At 65.6% G+C, this 20,389-nt stretch carries 18 protein-coding genes, 1 tRNA gene and 1 pseudogene; 10 read left to right on the top strand and 10 right to left on the bottom strand.

Going from position 1 to position 20,389, the window contains the following annotated elements; all coding sequences use genetic code 11:
• Positions 1–242 precede the first annotated feature (242 nt).
• Entirely contained in the window at positions 243–1,097 is an 855-nt protein-coding gene (locus tag D7I47_RS14695; RefSeq protein ID WP_157981606.1) for a glycosyltransferase family 2 protein, read from the bottom strand.
• Entirely contained in the window at positions 1,094–2,263 is a 1,170-nt protein-coding gene (locus D7I47_RS02560; protein ID WP_120761590.1) for a glycosyltransferase, read from the bottom strand. Before D7I47_RS02560 ends, D7I47_RS14695 begins: the two co-directional genes overlap by 4 nt.
• A 630-nt stretch (positions 2,264–2,893) precedes the next feature.
• Here D7I47_RS02560 and D7I47_RS02555 point away from each other — a divergent pair.
• The 3 genes from D7I47_RS02555 to D7I47_RS02545 all read left to right on the top strand — a co-directional run bounded on the left by D7I47_RS02555 (position 2,894) and on the right by D7I47_RS02545 (position 5,640).
• Positions 2,894–4,225 carry a DUF4012 domain-containing protein gene (locus tag D7I47_RS02555; protein ID WP_157981605.1) on the top strand — a complete coding sequence of 444 codons (1,332 nt, stop codon included), beginning with the start codon at positions 2,894–2,896 and terminating at the stop codon, positions 4,223–4,225.
• A gap of 93 nt (positions 4,226–4,318) precedes the next feature.
• Complete coding sequence (locus D7I47_RS02550; protein ID WP_120761588.1) at positions 4,319–4,846, top strand: hypothetical protein; 528 nt, start codon at positions 4,319–4,321, stop codon at positions 4,844–4,846.
• Positions 4,847–4,914: 68 nt separating this feature from the next.
• Complete coding sequence (locus tag D7I47_RS02545) at positions 4,915–5,640, top strand: CPBP family intramembrane glutamic endopeptidase (protein WP_120761587.1); 726 nt, start codon at positions 4,915–4,917, stop codon at positions 5,638–5,640.
• A gap of 189 nt (positions 5,641–5,829) precedes the next feature.
• On the opposite strand, the gene D7I47_RS02540 is transcribed toward D7I47_RS02545, so the two are convergent.
• Positions 5,830–6,321 (bottom strand): MarR family winged helix-turn-helix transcriptional regulator, encoded by a 492-nt coding sequence (locus tag D7I47_RS02540; RefSeq protein WP_120761586.1) that lies wholly within the window; start codon positions 6,319–6,321, stop codon positions 5,830–5,832.
• A 26-nt stretch (positions 6,322–6,347) separates the two neighbouring features.
• Between D7I47_RS02540 and D7I47_RS02535 the strand changes: the two genes are divergently transcribed.
• Entirely contained in the window at positions 6,348–7,313 is a 966-nt protein-coding gene (locus D7I47_RS02535; protein ID WP_120761585.1) for a nucleoside hydrolase, read from the top strand.
• Positions 7,314–7,330: 17 nt separating this feature from the next.
• Positions 7,331–7,402, top strand: a tRNA-Gln gene (locus D7I47_RS02530).
• Between the two features lie 130 nt (positions 7,403–7,532).
• On the opposite strand, the gene D7I47_RS02525 is transcribed toward D7I47_RS02530, so the two are convergent.
• The 5 genes from D7I47_RS02525 to D7I47_RS02510 all read right to left on the bottom strand — a co-directional run bounded on the left by D7I47_RS02525 (position 7,533) and on the right by D7I47_RS02510 (position 13,324).
• Entirely contained in the window at positions 7,533–9,323 is a 1,791-nt protein-coding gene (locus tag D7I47_RS02525; protein WP_120761584.1) for a hypothetical protein, read from the bottom strand.
• Positions 9,320–10,255 (bottom strand): site-specific integrase, encoded by a 936-nt coding sequence (locus D7I47_RS02520; RefSeq protein ID WP_120761583.1) that lies wholly within the window; start codon positions 10,253–10,255, stop codon positions 9,320–9,322. The genes D7I47_RS02525 and D7I47_RS02520 overlap by 4 nt, the downstream gene beginning before the upstream one ends.
• A complete protein-coding gene (locus D7I47_RS14690) occupies positions 10,252–11,388 on the bottom strand; it encodes a hypothetical protein (RefSeq protein WP_157981604.1) in 1,137 nt (378 codons plus the stop codon). Before D7I47_RS14690 ends, D7I47_RS02520 begins: the two co-directional genes overlap by 4 nt.
• A gap of 66 nt (positions 11,389–11,454) precedes the next feature.
• Positions 11,455–11,742 (bottom strand): hypothetical protein, encoded by a 288-nt coding sequence (locus D7I47_RS02515; protein ID WP_120761582.1) that lies wholly within the window; start codon positions 11,740–11,742, stop codon positions 11,455–11,457.
• 145 nt (positions 11,743–11,887) lie between these two features.
• Positions 11,888–13,324, bottom strand: coding sequence for an FUSC family protein (locus tag D7I47_RS02510; protein WP_157981603.1), 1,437 nt, complete (start codon positions 13,322–13,324; stop codon positions 11,888–11,890).
• Positions 13,325–13,784: 460 nt separating this feature from the next.
• On the opposite strand from D7I47_RS02510, the gene D7I47_RS02505 reads away from it, so the two are divergent.
• A complete protein-coding gene (locus D7I47_RS02505; RefSeq protein WP_170154355.1) occupies positions 13,785–15,317 on the top strand; it encodes an FAD-dependent oxidoreductase in 1,533 nt (510 codons plus the stop codon).
• Positions 15,318–15,371: 54 nt separating this feature from the next.
• Positions 15,372–16,373: a zinc-binding alcohol dehydrogenase family protein gene (locus D7I47_RS02500; protein ID WP_227000798.1), complete on the top strand. Its 1,002-nt coding sequence runs from the start codon at positions 15,372–15,374 to the stop codon at positions 16,371–16,373.
• On the opposite strand, the gene D7I47_RS02495 is transcribed toward D7I47_RS02500, so the two are convergent.
• A complete protein-coding gene (locus tag D7I47_RS02495) occupies positions 16,370–17,197 on the bottom strand; it encodes a DNA topoisomerase IB (protein WP_157981602.1) in 828 nt (275 codons plus the stop codon). The genes D7I47_RS02500 and D7I47_RS02495 overlap by 4 nt on opposite strands.
• Positions 17,198–17,251: 54 nt before the next feature.
• Positions 17,252–17,524 (bottom strand): annotated as a pseudogene (locus tag D7I47_RS15255) (hypothetical protein); the annotation flags it as partial.
• 43 nt (positions 17,525–17,567) lie between these two features.
• Here D7I47_RS15255 and D7I47_RS02490 point away from each other — a divergent pair.
• The 3 genes from D7I47_RS02490 (at position 17,568) to D7I47_RS02480 (ending at position 20,385) form a co-directional block, all read left to right on the top strand.
• The gene (locus tag D7I47_RS02490) at positions 17,568–18,137 is read left to right on the top strand and encodes an MmyB family transcriptional regulator (protein WP_157981601.1); all 570 of its coding nucleotides are present in this window, start codon (positions 17,568–17,570) and stop codon (positions 18,135–18,137) included.
• 242 nt (positions 18,138–18,379) lie between these two features.
• Positions 18,380–19,207, top strand: a complete 828-nt coding sequence (locus tag D7I47_RS02485; protein ID WP_120761577.1) for an alpha/beta fold hydrolase — start codon at positions 18,380–18,382, stop codon at positions 19,205–19,207.
• A gap of 71 nt (positions 19,208–19,278) precedes the next feature.
• A complete protein-coding gene (locus D7I47_RS02480; protein WP_120761576.1) occupies positions 19,279–20,385 on the top strand; it encodes an enolase C-terminal domain-like protein in 1,107 nt (368 codons plus the stop codon).
• Positions 20,386–20,389: the final 4 nt, after the last annotated feature.

Below are 20,389 nucleotides of genomic sequence, written 5' to 3'. Positions count from 1 at the left end.
CACTGCAGGTGATGTCAATTGGAGTGGGAATGGCGGCACTAGTGACAGGAAGACCTCTCCTTCCTGGGGGCGCCGTAACAGCCCAATGATGAGACCAAGTGCCCGGCGGAGTGCTCCATCACCGCGATCACGGGATTCCCCGATAGAGAGCTCCACCCCGAAGCTCTCGAGGAAGGGGTAGAGCTTGCGTTGTACGACGCCGATGCCGGTCCCGGTGCGCACGTAACCATCGCAATGGACTCTCATTGGATTTGCTCGTACTTAGGCAGGGCCGGGGGAACGTGCCGCCCGGACGCGCTGATCGCGCGAAGAACGCCGACCAAGTGGTCTCTAAAGCGCGCCTTTGCGAATAACAGGAGAGGTATTCTGGCGATCAACGCCGCACGGACGGTCAACAAGTTGGCCGAACTCTTTCCGCGCCACTTGTCCAAGTATGCGACCGCGGACCAAGCGGATACGGGCAGAACTTCTCGAATGTACTGCGCACTCGCCTCGGAATGCCTATGAGCTATCGCAAGATCGGGTGAGGCGACCGCGGCGTACCCTAATTGCGTTGCCCGTCGGATGAAGTCCGCATCCTCGAAGGTGAATGGTATATCTGGGTCGAGCCCGCCGACGTCGTCCCAGCAGCTTCGCGAGATCTCGACCATCGAAAAAGATCGATACTGCATGCCTGTCACGGGTCGACGAGCTCCAAGCCGCCCAAGGAGCCGGCCCAGCAGTGACAAGTTGAGGAAAACCTCGATGAGTCCCGGAAGTGCGCGAGGAGGCTCGGGGCACAAGTATCTGACCCCTGAGTTGCGTGAAAGTGCCGTCATACTGGATGAAAAGCGGGACTCCTCCACCACAAGGTCGTCGTTGGCGATAATCAGCGAGTCCCAATCGTTCTCCTCTGCAACGACTGCGCGCACAGACCCCCCGAATCCAAGATTCAACTGAAGGTCCATGTGAGGGACCTGCCATTCGAGCAGTCGGGTGGCTGCTCGAGCGCTGTTTGCCACTACACGTACTTTCGCGCCTGACGCTTCCAGCGATCGGACTAGACCGCGGAGTCCGTCGGGCGCAACAAGTGTCGGTATGACTGCCAGGGTGCTCATTGGGGGGCTTTCCTTGCTAGTGGTACTCCTGCGATCTCCAGAACGGACGTGAGTGTCTGTGCGAGATCGAAATGCTCAACGACGTACTGGCGCGCCGATCGGCCGAGAGAGTGCCGTAGTTCGCGGTGTTCGAGGACCTCGTGAGTTGCACGGATCCAATCATCTTCATCGACTCCGTCGATGAAGATTGCAGAGTCGCCAACGACGGCGCGGCTGCCGGGTTGATCGTTGGCGACGATCGCGACCCCACACGCCGCGGCCTCGATCAAGACTCGCGGTGTTCCCTCGGGGTGTGTGCTGGGGAAAAGCAGGACGTCTGCGGATTGGAGCAGCCCCAACATGTCGTCGGATTGCCCAAGATAGGTCACTACTCCTGTCCATTCCGCAATATCTTCTGGCCGGACGCTCGTCGAAACTCCCAGATCTGGTGCCCCAGCAACCAAGAACTCGGCCTTGTCCGCGAGAGCGCGTGCGACAGCCAGGTATGTTCCGATGCCCTTCTCGGCAAACAGCCGTGAAGCGAACAGGATCTGTGGCCGACTGGGGTCTCGTTGTGCGGGTGCGGGGTTCCACAATCTGGTGTCGATGCCTGTCCCAGGTATTACAGAGGATCGTGGCTCGACCGCCATCTTCCGCGTCAAGAAACGGTCAAGATCTTGTTCGAGCTGGAAGATCGAATACACATTCCGGCGCCGGGCCGAGAACCGAAGTTGCGATCCAACGATCAGTGAGGCAAGCGTCGATCGGCCGTCGAGCGCTCTTCCGGCGCCAGTGATCACTCGGATGAATCGAGTAGACGGCATCGTGAGGCTTGCGAACCAACCGAGAGTGTAGGCAGCAGTAGCCACCAGGAAGACGGTGTCGTACGCTCCCTTGTTCAGCGTCTGGAAGAGCCTCCATGCGACTTGGGATGCCCTTAAGGGAGAGACGGATTCGCGACCCATCTCCACAGGAATGAATTCGAACCCGAGCTCTCGAATTCTGTCCGCAAAGCCGGTGTCCGCTGCGATCACGGTCACAGAACCACCCGCGGCGCTGATTGCACGCGCCCAAGACGCTCTATGGGTGAGAAAGAACCGATCGGTGTTCACGACAAACGCGATGCTTGCACGAGTCCCGAAGCGGGCACCAATCTCGGACGCTCGAGCCAAGTCGGGGAGACGCATCTAAGTGTTCCTGGTTGTTCCGGAGTGTGGTGCCTAGGGCTGGCGCGCAGCCTTGAGCCAACGCGACTCGCCGTGAGCAGGCTACACGGCACTCGATGGGGGCTGGTGACGTTCCGTGTCGGGTAGCCTCGTGTGTCAGGGCAGCCTGCCCTGCTGTTTCTCCCGCGCGTCGCCCGAATGGTCAATATGGCAGCCTCACACCGAGTTCGGCGCAGATCCGCGTGGGTTCGATTGGTGATCTTGGGGGGGATCTCAATCTTGCTACTTTGGAGCGGGTGGATTGTCGCTCGGGGACTCATAGTCCGGGAGCAACTCACCGCTGCCGAACCGATCACTCGTGAACTGCGGGACACGCTACTCGGAGCACACGACGGAAGCCCCGCCGAGCTTGTCGCTGCACTAAGGCAACGTACGGACGCTGCGTTTGAAATCACCCATGATCCAATTTGGAACCTTACCGAGCATGTTCCGTGGGTGGGGCCGAATCTGACCGCTGTTAGGCAGGTATCCGAGGTTGCGCGCCTTTTGGCCGACGAAGGTGTGAATCCGTTGGTCAGGGCGGCCGCCAACTTCGAACCAGATTCATTCGCCGTTGTGGACGGTGCGATCGACCTGTCTCCAATAATTGCCATGCAGCCCGAACTCGCGGAGGCCAATGACGCGATGTCCGCAGCGGCCACGAGCGCAGCGGGGATTGACGTCGATACAACGATTGGTCCGGTGCGCGACTCAGTTGAGAAGCTGCTCGGGCTCATTGACGAGGCCACTTCTTCGGTCGATTCCCTTTACCGCACCTCGCATCTGCTGCCTATCATGCTGGGGGAAGACGGCCCGCGTAGCACCCTCGTTCTTGTCCAGAACAACGCGGAGTTGCGTGCCGCAGGGGGAGTCAGCGGTGCGCTCGCGCTGATCACGGCCTCGGGGGGAAAGGTCGACCTGGCGGGTCAAGCGTCTAGTCGCGACTTCGGTGCACATTTCGACAGCCCTGTGCTGCCGCTCGATGATCCCACTCGCAGCCTCTTCGGCGACATTGCCGGAGAGTACATTCAAGACGTCAATCTCACCCCTTGGTTCGACACTACCGGCCAACTTGCCCAGGCGATGTGGCAGCAGCGTATCGGTGGCACCATCGACGCCGTCGTCGCCGTCGATCCCGTGCTGCTTTCCTACCTGCTCGAAGCGACCGGGCCGGTGCAGGTGGGGGAGGTCCTCCTGACAAGCGAGAACGCGGTCGCGGTGCTGCTGAGCGAGACGTACGCGCGCTATCCGGATCCCGCTGACCAGGACGCTTTCTTCGCCGCCGCCGCCCAGGCGGTGTTCTCGGCCGTCACAGGTCCCGACGTCGAACCGAAGGCACTCGTGGAAGCGCTCGTCAGGGGCGGTGAAGAACGACGCATCCGCATTTGGAACGCGCGCGAGGAAGACCAGCAGTACGTGGCCGGCACCACGCTCTCGGGCATCCTGCCCTCCGACAACAGCGACGGCCCCGAGCTCGGCGTGTACCTCAACGACGGCACCGGTGCCAAGATGAACTACTACACCGACCTCGAGGTCGACGTGGCGGGCGGCGTGTGCCGGGCTGACGGCATCCCCACCTACCGGGCCACCGTCACCTTCACCAACAACGCACCGGCGGATGCGGCCACCTCGCTGCCCGACTACGTCACCGGGGGTGGTGACTTCGGCATCGAGCCCGGCAAGGTGAAGACACTCATCGCCATCTACGGGCCCGTCGGGGCGATCGTGCAGGGTGCCACCCTCGACGGCGAAGAGGCGATCGGCACCGGGGCGATCGACCGGGGGCGACCCGTATTCCAGGTGTCGACGCTGCTCGCGCCGGGGGAGAGCGCCACCTACACCGTCGAGTTCGCGGGGGTCGCGGGCGAGAAGGGTCCGCTCACCGTTGACGTGACACCGACTCTTAACCAGACCGAAACAAGGCATCGCTCGCTCGTCTGTTAGGACGTGTGTATCATTCAGGAGTACCCGCGCGGCCGGACAGGGGATCCGGTCGTGGTAACGCACCCAAGGGAGGCGCGCTCAGGCGCGAGGATCATGAACGTTAAGAAGACCATCACCGCGCTCGCCGCGGCATTCGCGCTCACCATCGGCGGCGCTGCATCCGCAGCCATCGCCGACCCGTACCCGGCCACCGACGGCGCTGCTGGCCCGGCCACCGTTGCACCCGGCGGCTCCGCCAGCTTCGGCTTCGATGGCTTCTTGCCGCAGGAGTCCGTCACCTTCACGCTCACGGGTGAGAACGCCTCCGGAGCTACCCTCGCCGCATCCGGCGTGCTCGCCGTGGTCGACAACTCGGCGCCCGTCACCAAGCCCGCCAGTGGTGCTGGTGCAGCCTCCGTCAGCGTCACCCTGCCGGCGAACGCCACCGGCACCTACACGCTCGTCGCGAGCGCCGAAAGCGGCAGCGCCACCACCACCTTCGCGGTGTCGATCGCCGCGACCGGTGCCGACGTTCCCGCGTGGCTCATCTGGGGTGGCGTCGGAGCCGTCGGACTCGGTGTGCTCGCCCTCATCGCGGTGTCGGCCTCGCGCCGCACCCGCAAGGTCGTCGAGCAGCGCTGACGCCCAGTACTTCACGACAACGGCCCCGTCGCGAGACGGGGCCGTTGTCGTATCGGTAGCGTTGCGGCATGGCCGATGTGCAACGCCACCCGCCCCGACGCAAGTCCCACTACCGCGACCCGCTCGGGGCGCTCACCGTCGCATCCGTCGTCTACCTGATCAGCCTGCTCGTCGCGCTGCTCGCGGTGCCCCGCATCATCGCGCTGTCGCTGCCGGTGGCGCTCCTGCAGGCGATCGTGTTCCTCGCGCTGTGGGCACCGCTCGTGATCGGCGTGTACTGGGCCGGTCGGCGCTACGGCGACGGCGACGCGCGCACCGATGTCGGGCTGCGCATCCGACTCATCGACCTCGGCATCGGGCTGCTCGTCGGCCTCGTGCTGCGGTTCGGGGTCGAAGCGATCGCGCCGTCGAGCCCCGGAGCGACGCTCGACGGGACCACGGCCGCGCTGCCGGAAGTGCCGCTGCTCGTCGTGATCATCGTGGGCACCGGGCTCGCCGCGCCGTTCGTCGAAGAGCTGTTCTTCCGCGGGCTGCTGCAGCGCTCCGTATCTGGGCTCGTGCCCGGGCGGAGGCCGGCGCGCGTCATCGTGTCGGTGCTCGTCAGCACGCCGCTGTTCGTGCTGCTGCACCTGGCGACCAGTGCGCCGACGCTGTGGGGCACCGTGGCGATCGTCACCGGGATCAGCGGGCTCGTGTTCGGGCTGCTCGCGGCGCTCACGCGGCGGCTGGGGCCGGGAATCGTGGCGCACGTCGTGTTCAACGGGGTGGGGTTGGCGATCCTGTACGTGCGGTGAGGGGGCGGGAGGCCTCACGGAGCGAAGGCGCCCCGTTGAGGGGCGCCTTCGCTGGTTTCGATACACCGCCTTCGGCGGCACTCAACCAGCGGGAGGGGTGTCGCTTTGCGGCGGCACTCAACCAGCGGGAGGGGTGTCGCATTGCGGCGGCGGTCAGCCGGCGGGAGGGGTGTCAGCCGGGAGGGGGCTTCAGTCGAAGTCGAGGCTGAGTTTGCGGAGGAGGGCGGCGAGGCGGTCCTGGTCGGCGGGGGGGAGGGCGCCCAGCAGTTGGGCCTCGCGGGCCACCAGGGCGCGGATCGCCGCATCCACCGCCTCCCGGCCCGCCGGGGTCATCGCCACCTGCACCCCGCGGCCGTCGTGCGGGTCGGTGTGACGCTCCACGAAACCGCGCTCCACGAGACGGTCGATGCGGTTCGTCATCGTGCCGCTCGACACGAGCGTCTGCTGCAGCAGCGTCTTCGGGCTCGCCGCGAACGGGGCGCCCTCGCGGCGCAGCGCCGCCAGCACGTCGAACTCCCACGGTTCCAGGCCCGAGCTGCCGAACGCATCCCGCCTCGCGCGGTCCAGGTGCTTCGACAGGCGCGCGACGCGCGACAGCACCTGCAGGGGCGAGAAATCCAGCTCCGGATGCGCGCGCTCCCAGGCGGCGACGATCCGGTCGACCTCGTCGTTCTCGGGCATCCCCCCATTATTGCGAGGATGGTGCCGTGACCACCCCGATCCTGCTCGACGTCGACACGGGTGTCGACGACGCACTCGCCCTGCTGTTCGCCGCCGCCCACCCGGAACTCGAGCTGCTGGGGGTGAGCTGCGTGGCCGGCAACGCCAGCCTCGACCGCGTCGTCGACAACACGCTGCGGGTGCTCGCCCTCGCCGGGGCGCACCACGTGCCCGTCGCGGCGGGGGCGCGGCGGCCGCTCATCGAGCCGGCACGGGATGCCGGGCACGTGCACGGCGCGGACGGGCTCGGCGGGGTGCAGCTGCCGCCCGCGCAGCGCACGGCCGAACCGGAGGGGGCCGTCGAGTTCCTGCGGCGACGCATCCTCGAGCACCCCGAACCGGTCGCCCTCGTGGCCCTCGCCCCGCAGACCAACCTCGCCCTGCTGCTGCGCACGCATCCGGAGGTCGCCGACAACCTCGAACGCATCGTGTTCATGGGCGGCTCGGCGAGCGTCGGCAACGCCACCGCGCTCGCCGAGTTCAACGTGTGGCACGACCCGGAGGCGGCCGCCATCGTGCTTGACGCCGGGGTGCCGCTGTACATGTACGGGCTCGACGTGTTCAACCGCGTGGGCGTGCCGGAGGCGACCGCGGCGGCGCTCGCCGCATCCGCAACGCTGCGCGAGACGGTCGTGGGGCGGCTGCTCGACCACCGCATCGCCTCACCCGACGGCGAGCACCCCTACCTCGGCTGGATCGGCGACGCGGGCGCCGTGTGCAGCCTCGTCGACCCCGACGCGCTGCGGGTGGAACGGCTGCCGGTGCGGGTGGAGCTCGTCGGCTACGGGCGCGGGCAGACCGTGGTCGACCGGCGCGAGATCCCCGGGGAAGACCTCATGCACGGACTCGGCGCCCAGTGGGCCGCCGTCGACGTCGCCCTCGACGTGGACGCGGCCCGGCTCGTGCGGCTGTTCCTCGAGACCGTGCTGCCCGGCGGCGGATGGCAGACTTGACCCGCGCCCCGGCGCGATCCGCTGTGGTGTAACGGCAGCACGTCGGCCTTTGGAGCCGTACAGTCCAGGTTCGAATCCTGGCGGCGGAGCTTGGAGGGATTGTGATAACTGAGGCGTTCGGATAGTGATAACTCGAACGACCTTCTGGGGTCTCATGAACGTGCGAAAAGGCCCGGCCAGCGATCGAGAATCTCGATGCAGGCCGGGCCTCTTCGTGTGCTATCTGAGGGTGCGGCGGTCGCGCTGCTTGGCGACGTTCTGGAGTGTCTCGTCGGGGCGCCGTCGCGGAGCACGCCGACGAGGACTGCGGCTCGTATCGATGCCCTCGAGCGCTCGGACGTGGTTGTTCGCTTCTCGGATGTTGTAGGCGGTCAACAGCATCGCGACGGCGAGGGCGTTTGCGGCGTAGCCGCGCGCGGGACGGTTGTAGGGATTGTCGATGTCCTCGAAGGTGGTGTGCTTCAGTTGGCTGTTCTTGCGTTCGATGGTGCTGCGCAATGCGTACGCCGTGTACCACTCGGGCGACTTGTAGGGATGCTTCTGCCCCCAGCGGAGACCGACCTTCAGCGGGATGCTGACAGTCTTCACGGTGGGCTTCTCTTTGATTTGGCCGGTGAGCTCGTCGAACGCGAAGTAGCGGTCAGGGGCGGGAAGCTTGTAGCGCTGGAATCCGCGATCGTCTCGGCGCCCGAACCGGACCAGTTGGTAGTCGCGACGCGCCTCGAGCTGCAGGGCACGCGTCTCCTTGCTGATGTGGTCCGGATCGTCCTCGGGTAGGCGCGAGCGCCTGACGCAGTTGATCAGGTCGCTGGGCATGAACTCGAGGTACCAGGTGCCCTCGACCATGATGTAGCCGACGCCGTTGACGCGGATGCTCGTCTGGCTGCCGAGCTCGTCACCTGGATAGTCGAACACCCACTCGTAGCCGTGCTCGAGCAGCACCTCGTGGAAGTTCTCGCTCAGCAGGTTGTTGTATGCACGGTCGACGCTGATGGTGCCGGTGGGCAACTCGAGCTCGGCGACCCGGGGGAGAAGAGTCCGGGCGACATTGGTGATCTCCGCTGGTCGGTGCATGTCGCACCCGATCAGGAAGTCCGGGCAGTCGCGGCTTCCATTTGTCATCGTGAGGATGTCGAACTCGTACCCGAACTTGTATTTGGTGCTGGTATAGGGCTTGCCGTCGGGTCCGATTTCTCCAGCCGATCGCTTGCGGGCGTAGTTTCCTGCTTCGTGGTTGGTGGAGTTGGCGTCTTTGGTCAGGTCGGCACGATCGCTTACTCGTCCCAGCAGGCCGGCAAAGGTCGCGTCGAGGGCGAGGTCGCCCGTGGCCTTGTCGAGCATTCCGATCGACTTTGCGTGTCGCACCGGGTTGGTGATCATCTGGAAGATGAAGTCGTTGAGGCGCTCGCGGCGCTCCTCGAGGAGCGGTCGCTCGCTCCTGTGCCACTGGTCGAGCACTACGCGCTTGGCTCCGGTGAGCTTTCGGTGGCGGTTGATGCGGTCGTGGGCCGCGGGCTTCTTGCCCCGCCGATAGCGGGGCATGGGCGAGGGGTCGAGAGGGGTGAGCAGCCTCTTGTGTGCGGACTGGAGACGGCCGTACCAGGCCTCCCCGTCGAGTTCCATCTCAGGGAGCCCGATCTGTCGACGTTGCGGTGTGGTCAGGCGCATCATCAGCGTGTCGGCCATGTGTCGCTTCACCATCGGCTCTCCGGCGAGGGCGTGCATGAGCAGGATGATGAGCATCGTGCGGGTGCTGATGGCCGCCGGGCGGCCTCCCGGGCCGCGGCGCTCGACCTCAAGCGCCTCCCACTCGGCATGCAGGTCGGCGAGGTTTGTGCCTCCCATCTCGCCGTCGACGATCTTGACGGCCAGGTCGACGTGGAGCTGCGGGAATGACTTCACTTCGAGCCGGTCGAGTTCCTCGCGGGTGTCGACGCCGAAGAAGCCCTTGATGCGCTCGTCTGCTTCGCTGGCGGTCAGTGTCACTTCGAAGTGGGACGGCCGGGTCACCGCACGACATCCTTGGTAAGGCCGGCGAACGTCGCCGGAGTGGGTTGTGCGAGGTAGGGGATGTAGTCGCCGAGCTTCTCGAGCCGGTCGAGACCGGCTGCTTCGAGCAAGGTCGGGAGGTCCACGCCTGAGGCCAGTCGGCCCACGATCCACGTGGTGCGCATGCGGTAGGTGTTTGGCTTGACTCGGTGGCAGTTGGACACCGCGACGAACTCCGAGATGGCGTTTCGCCGCACTTCGCGCTCGGGCTTGCCGAAGATGAAGTCGCCGCTGCGACGCGACTCGATGAGCTTCCGGAACGCGGGCTCGTACCTGGGCAGCATCGGCACCCGGCGGGCGCCGTTCTCGTCGAGAACGGTCACGATGATGCCGTTGTCATCCTCGATGTCTTCACGCCGCAGGGTGTTGATTTCGCGGGCCCGTAGCCCGCAGCCGAGGCCGAGGCACATGAGGGCGGTGGCCTTCTGGCCCATCAGATCGGTTCGCTGGCCGAGCGCCCAGGTCGGGAAGTGGGTCAGTTCCTCCGCGCTGTACGGCGGGAGCAGGGCGTTGGCGCTGAGGCCGCGCGCCTGAGTCGCCTCGTCTCGCGGCAGCAGGACCTCGGACACCCGCAGCAGTACGGAACGATATGTTCCGATGCTCGACGGGTGAAGCTTCCCCTGGATGCGGGAGTCACGAATGTAAAGGTCGACGACCTTGGTATCGAACAGCAGGCGCTCCGCCAGCGGCAGACCGCGGATGCCATGGGCCCAGGCCACGTACTTGCCGATGATGGTGGTGAGGCGAGCGACCGTATAGTCCGACTGGGAGGCGAGCAGCCGCGCGACGGTTTGCACGAACGCGGCGACCTCGCTCAACACCAGTTCTGAGACGGGGGGATGGGTATCTGTCATCGTGTTGCGCGCGCCCGGCTGCGACTCAGCGTTACTCATGCGCGTCCTCCGAGACCCCTATGCGCGGCACTGTCGTTTTTCTGATCACGGTCCTCGGAGATGCGGCGAGTCTTATCCAGCGGAACTGACGTACGCAGCCGGATGAGCTGCGCGCGACGGGTCGCGTCGACCTCGCCGAGGAACGGGAGGTAGCCGGCAAGGGTTTCTCCGCGGTCGATGCCGGCCCATGCGAGGAGGAGTTCGTCGTTTCCGGCATTGGACTTGAGCTGCTCGACGATCCACGTCACGCGAAGCCTCTGAGGCGCGAGCCGCGGACGATGCGGGAGGCGGTTGAGCCAGTCGCCGACGTGCGGGGCGGGGTTCTGGCCGTCGTAGACGCGCGGGAAGAGGTACTCATCCGGCGGTGTGATCTCCGTGAGACTTCGGATGACTGGTCTCCAAGCATCGATGGCGGGTGCCAGGCGGGGCCGCGAGCCACCCACGGTCACCCACATCCCGCCTTCGATGAGTACGTCGCGCCCGCGCACGAGCACGACCTCCTCCGAGGTGAGACCGGCGCCCGCCGCCAGGGAGAGAAGCGACAGAGCTCTCGACCTCGAGGACCCACGGAGTGTTCGGGCCCAGAGGACGTAGCGCCTCATGTCCTCGGCGGAGTAAGGCCGGGTGCGGGCCGTGCGGGTGATCGGCTCAAGCGAGGCGTCAATTTCGACCCCCATTGCGTGCGCCACCCGAAGCAGGTGTCCGCGGTAGTTCCTCGCGGTCCCCTTCCCCAGAACTCCGGACTTCAACGTCGCAGCCTGCCACTGCCGGAGCACCTCGCCGCTCAGCACCAGCCGATATCGCAGGGGCAGGCCCTTTGAGACGTGCGCCCAGCCGACCAGGCTCACGACGGCCGCGAACACCTGATGGGCGGTGTGTTTGTTCATCGGAGCGACCGAACACACCGCGTCGCGACAGAACGCCGCTACCGCTGGGGCGATCGCCGTCGAGCCCGGGGTCCAGGACTCGATGTAAGACGACATGCCCTCCGGCAGTGATGCCTTGACCCGGGCGAGGGCTCGGGCGAGGGCATCGACGCGGTCAGCGTCGCCGGGAGGCAGAGACAGACTGTCCCCGAACGCCAGGGGGTTCGTCTTCTCAGACGGTTGGTGGTTCGTCGTTGGTGTGGACACGCACGGTCTATGCCGTGGGGGGTCAAACCGGTTGCAAGTACGACTCCGCGTGCGGGCCGAGGCGTTCTAGCTGTAGACAGCCAGTAGTCGCCAGCCCGACCCGAGTTCTTGCACGTCAAACACACGTGTCTCCCCGCCGGCGCTCGCGGTGAAGCGCCAGCCCGACCACCCTGCCGGCGGGTGGGTGAGAGCCGGATGCCAGATCGCGTCGGCGGACCCGAGCCTTGTGGGTGCGTCGATCACGCGCCAGCGTTCGCCGCGCCAGAACATCCGAATAGGGATGCTGTCAGTGGTCCAGATGCTGATGTGTGCGCTGTCTGCGCCGGCCCGCTCGACGACTTGAGTCTCGAACATGAGTTCGATTGTGGGCCACGCGCGGGGCGGGGGCAAACCTGAACGGCGTGTCGACTCCTGCCTCCGGGAGGCGCTCACTGTCGCGACGGGCGGAAGCGAACGAAACGGTGTCGACCGTGCGACTGATCGACCAGTGGGGATGGGGCTAGGGGACCTGCTCAGTCACAGCGTCTGGCCGGATGCGCCGCATTCCCAGCCTGAACCTGCCCTCGATCCTGGTGATGTCTTCGGCTAACAGCCTGTATCGCTGAGGCGAGATTGAGGTCTCCGACATCACGGCAGCTTGATCTTTCAAGGCAGTGATCCTTCGCGACAGCGCTAACCGCTGTACCGCGGTCTCGAAGGACAGCCCTTGGGCGGCCCTGCTCAAGAACTCGTCGATATCGGCGTCGAGGAGATCTGCTTCGTGACGCAAGCCGCGCGCCCAGGTGGCGGGCCAGAGCGCATTCCCGACGGTGAGGACGATCACGCAACCGATGAGCGTGTTCGCTGCCCGCTCGACGATCGTGGTCCAGCTGACGGGCTGGCCCAATTCCAGCAGCACGAACACCTGAGGCGTGATGACGAAAGCGAACCAACCGTAGTTTCGCCGAACGGTGTAGGGCACGGCACCGCCGGCCGCAACGAGGAGGGCAAGCGCAAACAGCCGACTCGGGAGGAGAACAAAGACGACCCCCACGACGAGCCCGAGCAGCGTGCCGACGCCACGTTGGACCGTGCGCGTGAAGACGGGGGCGAAGTCGGGCTTGAGGCATAGCGCAATCGTCAGGGTGATCCAGTAGCCGTGTCCCAGTGGACTGGCCTGGCGCACGAGCTCGCCGACCAGCAGGCAGGCCTCGAGGCGTCCGACAAGCGCCCAGGTGGATCGCGCACCAATCGCTTCCCGCAGAACAGCTTGCGCATCTCCTGGGGTGACCGAAGCGACCAGGGGGGCCGGTTGCTGTGTCGCAACGCCGAGGGCTTTGACGAGCGCGTTGGCGTATTTGGCACGCGCCTTCTCGACGAGCGCGCGTCGGGTCGGACCGATCGGACGCGCCCAGGTGATGAGGTCTTGCGCTAGGTCGAGCTCACGGTCGGCGACCGAGGCAGCAGCCACGTTCTCGGGGTCGAATGCGGACAATTCGACGGCTCGTTCGGCGCCGTCCGCGGCTGCTAGGTAGAGCCCGCTCGTCCGTTCGATTGCGCTTTGGACCACCATCACCGCGATCGCGAACAACCCGCCCGCGATGTACGAGGTGAGGCGTTCCCAACGGGAGATCTCCACAGCCAGTCCGCAGGCAATGGACACCTGCACAAGAAGCTGCATGGAGGCGAACGACAAGGCGGATGTGATGCTGCTGAGCACACCTGCCACCAGCCCGAAGCCCAAGAGGGCGGCGAGTGGGATCCAACCCGTGCCCCCGGTCGAGGATCCGAACGCCTCGGCGACAATCCCCGCCCCGAGCCCGGCGCCCGAACGGAAGAGCCGCTGACCGAGAGTGCCGGACCGTTCCGAGAGAACTACCAAGAGTGCTGCCAAGGAAGCGAACAACGCCGCGTTGGCATCGACAGTGGCGAGCGTGATTGCGAGGACGACGGGCACGGTGACCGCCGAGCGGATCACGTCCCTGGCGGGGACCGGCGTTCGCGAGGTGGCAAGCGTAATCGCTACCCACCCCGGGTACCGGCGTCTCGCGCGAGGTTTGTTCCGCCCTCGTGCGCCGCGGAGTCGATCAGGTTGCGCGTCGCGGTATGGAGGGTGTCCCACAGCCCGAAGTTAGGAGGAAACCATGTGCCGGTCCTGGCCGTGTCGCGGTCAGGTTATCGCGGGTTGGAGCGGTGCTCGAGTTGTCCTCGCAGGGCCAGGCTATGGAAATGGCGGCTGCCTACACTCCGAGCAAGGCGGCGGTGCGCGATCGTCGCCACCCCGGGAGGTGACGGTGTATACCGACATTGTTGCTAGCGTGCGTGCCTCCGCAAGCACGGTCGAGACCGCGTTTCCCGTCTTGGAGTCGGAGACCTTACGTCGAATCGCGTCGTTCGGTGTCGAAGGCGAAGCCTCCGTGGGCGAGTGGATCGTGAAGGTCGGAGACACAGATCCGACTCTGCTGGTCCTCGAGATGGGTTCGGTAGAGGTCGTGTCACCTCCGACCCCGGCGGCACCTGACGGAACGGTCGTCGTGCGTCACCATCCCGGCAGCTTGGTTGGCGAGCTGTCCGTCCTCACGGGCCAGCACCCGATCGTTTCCGCGCGGGCGCGGGCGCACACGCGCTACTGGTCGTTGGATGGACGGGCGCTTCGGCGTCTCCTTGCCCACGAGCCGGCCATTGGCGACTTGGTGCTGCGCGCGCTGCTTGCGCGGCGCGAAGTGCTTCGGAGCGGCCCAGTCGGAGACTCGATCACGTTGGTAGGCGATGTCGGTCGGCGGGCCGACAGGAGCCTGATCGCATTCGCCGAGCGTCAACGTGTCCCGTTTACGTGGATCGACGAAGTGACCGCGTCGGCGAATCGCGCTTTGGCGGCATACGGCTTGACCATCTCGGACACGCCGGTTGTGCTGGGCCTCGAGGCTCCGATCAGGAAGGCGACGCCCGGAACTCTCTCCGAAGTGCTTGGATTCACCCTCTCCCGCGCCGAACCTCGTCTCGTCGACCTCGCCATCGTCGGCAGTGGGCCGTCAGGTATAGCTGCCGCCATATGTGCAGCGTCGGAAGGTTTGGACACCGTGGTGCTTGATGCGGTCGCGGTCGGTGGGCAAGCTGCGGCCAGTTCGCGAATCGAGAACGTGCTCGGCTTTCCCTCGGGGATCAGCGGAGCGCAGCTACTCGAGGACTCCGCCGTGCAGGCACTCAAGTTCGGTGCGCGATTGCACAGCCCATGCGAGGTGGGAGCGCTCAGGCGGTGCGCGGACGGCGGGTACGTGCTCGCATTGAGCGACGGCGCCGAAGTCCGTGCTCGTGCGGTGATCGTCGCTACGGGTGTGCAGTACAGGGGGCTACCCCTGAGACGCTGGCGTCACTTCGAAACCACGAGCATCTACTACGCCGCCACCGCCCTCGAAGTGAGGCCCCTGGCAGGGTTGCCGGTCGTCGTTGTGGGCGGGGCGAACTCCGCGGGCCAGGCGACCGCCTTTCTGGCGGAGCACGGCTGTATGGTCGCGCTCGTCTCCCGTCGGCGAATCGAAGAGTCGATGTCTGCGTACCTTGTCGATCGTATTCGCGGGAACCCGAGCGTCGTCATCTACGAAGGCTCCGAGCTCTCGTCCCTCAACGGCGACGACACCCTCACAGGCGTCGAGGTGGATGGAATCCACCAGATCCCGGCGAGCGCGTTGTTCTGCTTCATCGGCGCAACGCCGAGCGCGGACTTCGAGCACGAACTCGAAGCAGATCCAGCCGGCTTCCTGCTCACCGACACACAGCTCCCAAAGACCGCGCTTGGTCGCGCACCACTTCCGTTCGAGACGAGTTGGCCCGGGGTGTTCGCGGCGGGTGACGTCCGTCACGGCTCCATCAAGCGGGTCGCGGCTGCGGTCGGGGAGGGCTCAAGCGCGGTGCAATCGGTGCACCGGTTCCTGGCGGAAGTGGCCGAGTAGTCGTCCGAATCTGGAGGACGTCGGCATCGAGATACTCGATCGGAGAGGATCAGCATGGAAAAGACGATGTGGGCGGTGGGCGCGCGCGGATCGGTCGAGGTGGAGCAGCAGGATGCGTTCGAGGACGTCGTGGTTGCAGTTCCGGACCTTCGCGAACGGGACGTCCTCGTGCGGGTGGAGGCGGTTTCGATCAACCCGGTCGACACGAAAACCCGGCTGTCGACTCCGGCGGATCAGCGCCGGATCCTCGGTTGGGACGCTTCCGGGGTCGTCGAAGCTGTGGGGTCGGGAGTGGAGCGGTTCCGGCTCGGGGACGAGGTCTGGTACGCCGGCGACATCACTCGAGATGGATGTGACAGCGAGTTCCACGCGGTCGATGAGCGTCTTGTCGCAAAGAAGCCACGGACTTTGTCGCATGCGTCGGCGGCGGCCCTCCCGCTCACCGCGTTGACTGCATGGGAATCGCTGTTCGAGCGACTCCAGATCGATGGTGGATCCAGCGGAACGTTGTTGGTGATGGCCGGGGCGGGGGGTGTGGGCTCGATCATGCTTCAGCTCGCTAAGCGCCTCACCGGTGTTCGAGTGGTCGCCACCGCGTCACGCGAGGACTCGCGCGAGTGGGCCGTGCACATGGGTGCGGACGCGGTTGTGAATCACCACGACCTTGCGGCCTCGGTTTCACAACTCGCCCCGGAAGGCGTCGATTGGGTCTTCTCGAGCCACACCCGTGGCAACGAAGCTGCCTATGCCGAGATTCTCAAGCCGTTTGGAGCCGTGGTAGCTGTCGACGGTGCAGATGGACTGGACCTCGCGCCCTTCAAGTCGAAATCGGTGGCGTTCCACTGGGAGTACATGTTCACTCGAGCTCGGTATCAGACGTCAGATATGGGCAGGCAAGGGGAAATCCTTGCGGAGGTCGCGCGGCTTGTTGATTCCGGGTCGGTCAGAAGCACGATGCGAACGAACCTGCGGGGCTTCTCTGCTGAGAATCTGCGCAAGGCCCACAGGATGATCGAATCCGGCCGCACGATCGGGAAGGTCACCGTCGCACGTTAGGGCCGGACGAGCGCAAGCTCACTGACGATCGCTTCTTGGAGAGAAGGGTCCGCGTGAATCACGCGCACATCGTCAGTCTTCGCCCGCGCAGCGGCGTCGTTCAGAGCCCTCCTCACGGAGGCCGTTCTCCCGACCGCTATCGCGGCGGGGTGCACGTACGACTGCTTTGCGACCGCTGGAGTGTTCCCCAGCAGCTGGGCTGCCGCGATCAATGGCAGACGCTCTGGTGAATGCCGGGCACCGTCTGAGGCGATGACGGTCGCGCCTGCGGACACCGCCGCGGCCGCGACTGAGGCTCCCCATGTTCGGAAGGTCTTCGCAGACGATGCGGTGTCCGCGTGGGTGTGGATGTACGCGTTCACCGTCACGCTGTCGATAAGACGTGAGGCGGTTGCCGTGGTGATCATGAAGAGCGGAGAGCTGGCATCTTCAGCTTGCGTCAGGAGAGCCCGCAATACCCGAGTGGCCCCGGAGTCGGCCACAGACACTGAGTGCTCCTTGTGCTCCTTGCCGACGAAGTCGAACCGTGCAGAAACCCCGTCGAGTGCGACCTGCGAGCGCCGGAGGGTTGTCAAACCGAACGTGTGGTTGTCCCGCCGATAGCGTTCGTTGCCTACTCGGAACAGCCCCTTGTCGAGCAGTCGAACTACAGTTGCCGTGACGGTCGAAGCCTCGAGGTGCTCGCCCTCGAGGTCCTCGCTGACGCGCTTTCGCAGCACCGGGAGCGAGGTTGCGAAGGCGAGCATGTGCTCGAACTTGTCTCGAGAGGCGCGATCAACTGCGTCCGCGGAGTATCGATACTGTGTCCGGCCGCGGGAGTCCACACCCGTCGCCTGAAGAGCCGCAGCTGGGTCATAGCTCGCCCATACGTGCGTCCATCCTGGCGGCACACGCAACGCCGCGAGTCGGGTCCGCTCGGACGATGTCACAGGATGGCCGTCCTCTTGCACCCACGACGCATTCGACGCGGTAACGCGGTGGAACCCGGGCGGGCGCGGCACGTGTCGGCTTGCCTCTGGGAGAAGGGATGGGGTGGTCACCCCCTCATCGTCGCGCCGACGGGCACCGACGTGGTGGCCACGACAGGACCAGGATGCAGACGACAGGCGCAGTGCTCGGCCCGAGTATTCCTGGTCCTGCTTCCCACACATAGCAGGGCTGTCTCATCGGAGCTGACACATGTACTCTCCGACCGTGGGGGACACACCTGACGATGCCGACCGTGCGGTGCATGGTCGACCGCCGAACAGTCACGACGAGTGGGCGACCTTGGTGGGCTCACTGCGATGCGTGCCCGCGTTCATGTACGACAAGCACATGACGGTGGTTGCGGCCAACTCGCTCGCGCGAAGGCTGGATCGGGTATTTGAACCCGGCAACAACCTCGTTCTCGATGCCTTCCGCCCGCGCGATGGCGGCCCGCCCGACGATGCGGACCTGCGCAACAAGCGCGACCAAGCGGTCGCGGTTCTTCGCGCATCCCTGAGGAGGCACCCCGAGGACGGGGTGTTCCTCGACATCGTCGGAGAGCTCGCCGCGACCAGCGCCGAGTTCTCATCTCTTTGGGCGTCAACCACGCCTATGAAGAACACGGACACCATCACCTTCCAGCTTCGTCCGGGTGAGAGCGTCAAGTTGACTTACCACCGTCTGGAGGCATCCGGCCGCGACGGCGAAGTCCTCGTCATCTTTCATCCCGCAGACCAGGCGGCGACACGTGTGCTCGACGAGTTGATTACGCGTCATCAGGGCGCAGCGGAGTAGCTAACCTCCGACTCGTTCCGGTCCCCAGCGCCCCGCCGCCGCTGCCAGAGCACCGTGATGCGACCGCGTGGATCTGCCTGCGCCCATGGCGCGTGCGCTTCCGAGCGGAAACTGCCTGACCGTGGGAGGACCACGACGAAGCAGCCGAGGCGTCCATACCGTGTCGCCAGGCGACGACATGTCGAAGCCGCATCATCCACAACCCAGCCCATCAGGGCCTCAGACACCGAATCGAGCACACCATGCCTTACCTCACTCTTCGCGACGGAACCGAGATGTACTACACCGAGTACGGCCCCTCCGACGGTCAGCCCATCATCTTCGCTCACGGCTGGCCGCTCAGTTCGGACGCATGGCAGGTGGCGCTGAAGTACTTCGCCGACCGCGGGTACCGTGCCATCGCCCATGACCGTCGCGGCCACGGCCGTTCGTCCAAGACCTGGACCGGCAACGATCTGACCACCTATGCGAGCGATCTGTCCGAGCTCGTCGAGTACCTCGACCTGAAGGACCTCGTCGTGGTGGGGCACTCCACCGGCGGGGGCGAGGCGGTGCGCTTCGCTTCGCGCTTCGGCAACGGCCGTGTCGCGAAGGTCGTGACCGCCGGCGCCATCCCGCCGATCATGGTGAAGTCCGACAGCAATCCCGAGGGCACCCCGATCGAGGTCTTCGACGGGATTCGGGACGGGGTGCTGAGCGACGCGAGCCAGTTCTGGATCGACCTCACCGAGAGCTTCTTCTCTGCCAACCGGGAAGGCTCCAAGGTGTCGGAAGGTGCCAAGCGTGACTTCTGGCGTCAGGCGATGCTGTGCAACCTGGCCGCGGCCTACGACTGCATCAAAGCGTTCAGCGAGACCGACCAGAACGAGGACCTCCGCAACCTTCAGGTGCCGATCCTCATCGCGCACGCGACCGGCGACCAGATCGTTCCGATCGCGGACGCGGCGGAGAAGTCGATCAAGATCGTGCCGAACGGGACCCTCAAGATCTACGAGGGCTACTCCCACGGCATCTTCGGCGAGTACCAGGACGTGCTCCTCGCCGACATCCTCGACTTCATCCGCAGCTGACGTGCACGCGGGGGCGCGGGGCTGCAAAACGGCCCTGCGCCCCCGAACTTCGTGATTTGGAAGGAGCAGTCGTGAACAACCTCACCATCCGCTCGTTGAAAGCTCGAGTGGTCTCCGTGCCGCTGAAGCGCCCGGTCATCGCCGCAATCGGAAGATTCGATACCTGGTCGCTCGTCCTGATCGACATCGAGTTCGACGGCGGGATCGTCGGGCGCAGCTACGTTTCGCCGTATCGCGGGAGCGCAACTCCGGCGATCGTCAAGGAACTGGTCGATCTGGGTGACCTCCTCAAGGGTCAGCCGGCGGCTCCGGTGGACGCCTATGACAGAACTGCGGCGGCGCTGAACACGATAGGCGAGGGCGGGATCTCTCTGATCGCCCGCGCCGGGCTGGACATGGCTCTGTGGGACGGACTCGCCCGAGCTGCCAACCGGCCGCTGGTCGAAGTCCTCGGCGGAACTGTCGGCTCATTCCGCGCGTATAACAGCAACGGTCTGTGGCGTCACGACCCCAACACGCTCGCCCAGGAAGCGGCGGAGCTCCTCGAGAGCGGCGGCTTCTCCGCGCTGAAGCTCCGGCTGGGATACGAACACCTCGCAGATGACCTGAGAGCGATTCGTGCCGTGCGGGAAGGGGTGGGAGGCGACGTCGACTTGATGGTGGACTTCAACCAGTCGTTCGGGGTCGGTGACGCTCTGCGGCGCTTGCACGAACTCGACGACGAGGGGCTGTACTGGTACGAGGAGCCCATCGACTACAGCGACGTCCGGGGCTACGCGGCTCTTGCCCAGGCTGTCCGAACGCCGCTGCAGGCGGGCGAGAACTTCTATGGTCCGCGCGACTTCTTCTCGGTGCTCAACGCTGGTGGCGTGCACTACGCGATGGCAGATCTTGAACGCATCGGCGGCGTGACCGGGTGGGTCCGCGCGGCAGGACTCGCGGCAGCGGCCGGTGTGCAACTATCCAACCATCTCTACCCCGAGTTCTCGGTACACCTGCTTCGGGCGACGGCAACCGCTCACTGGCTCGAGTGGGTGGATTGGGCGGACCCGATCATGGCCGAGCCTCTTCGCCCCGTCGACGGCAGGATCACGGTTCCCGACAAGCCCGGCAGTGGGATCGAGTGGGATGAGGACGCCGTAGCCGGCTACCTCGTGCACGAGGAGTCCACCAGGTGAGGCG

The sequence above is a fragment of the Protaetiibacter intestinalis genome, from assembly GCF_003627075.1.
Lineage (GTDB): Bacteria > Actinomycetota > Actinomycetes > Actinomycetales > Microbacteriaceae > Homoserinibacter > Homoserinibacter intestinalis.
This window is presented reverse-complemented; position numbering and strand designations above follow the sequence as displayed.

Bases quoted from the DNA above. Each gene is read 5' to 3' on its own strand.
- D7I47_RS14695 (WP_157981606.1), bottom strand. From the start codon at position 1,097: ATGAGCACCCTGGCAGTCATACCGACACTTGTTGCGCCCGACGGACTC.
- D7I47_RS02560 (WP_120761590.1), bottom strand. From the start codon at position 2,263: ATGCGTCTCCCCGACTTGGCTCGAGCGTCCGAGATTGGTGCCCGCTTC.
- D7I47_RS02555 (WP_157981605.1), top strand. From the start codon at position 2,894: ATGCAGCCCGAACTCGCGGAGGCCAATGACGCGATGTCCGCAGCGGCC.
- D7I47_RS02550 (WP_120761588.1), top strand. From the start codon at position 4,319: ATGAACGTTAAGAAGACCATCACCGCGCTCGCCGCGGCATTCGCGCTC.
- D7I47_RS02545 (WP_120761587.1), top strand. From the start codon at position 4,915: ATGGCCGATGTGCAACGCCACCCGCCCCGACGCAAGTCCCACTACCGC.
- D7I47_RS02540 (WP_120761586.1), bottom strand. From the start codon at position 6,321: ATGCCCGAGAACGACGAGGTCGACCGGATCGTCGCCGCCTGGGAGCGC.
- D7I47_RS02520 (WP_120761583.1), bottom strand. From the start codon at position 10,255: ATGAGTAACGCTGAGTCGCAGCCGGGCGCGCGCAACACGATGACAGAT.
- D7I47_RS02515 (WP_120761582.1), bottom strand. From the start codon at position 11,742: ATGTTCGAGACTCAAGTCGTCGAGCGGGCCGGCGCAGACAGCGCACAC.
- D7I47_RS02500 (WP_227000798.1), top strand. From the start codon at position 15,372: ATGGAAAAGACGATGTGGGCGGTGGGCGCGCGCGGATCGGTCGAGGTG.
- D7I47_RS02485 (WP_120761577.1), top strand. From the start codon at position 18,380: ATGCCTTACCTCACTCTTCGCGACGGAACCGAGATGTACTACACCGAG.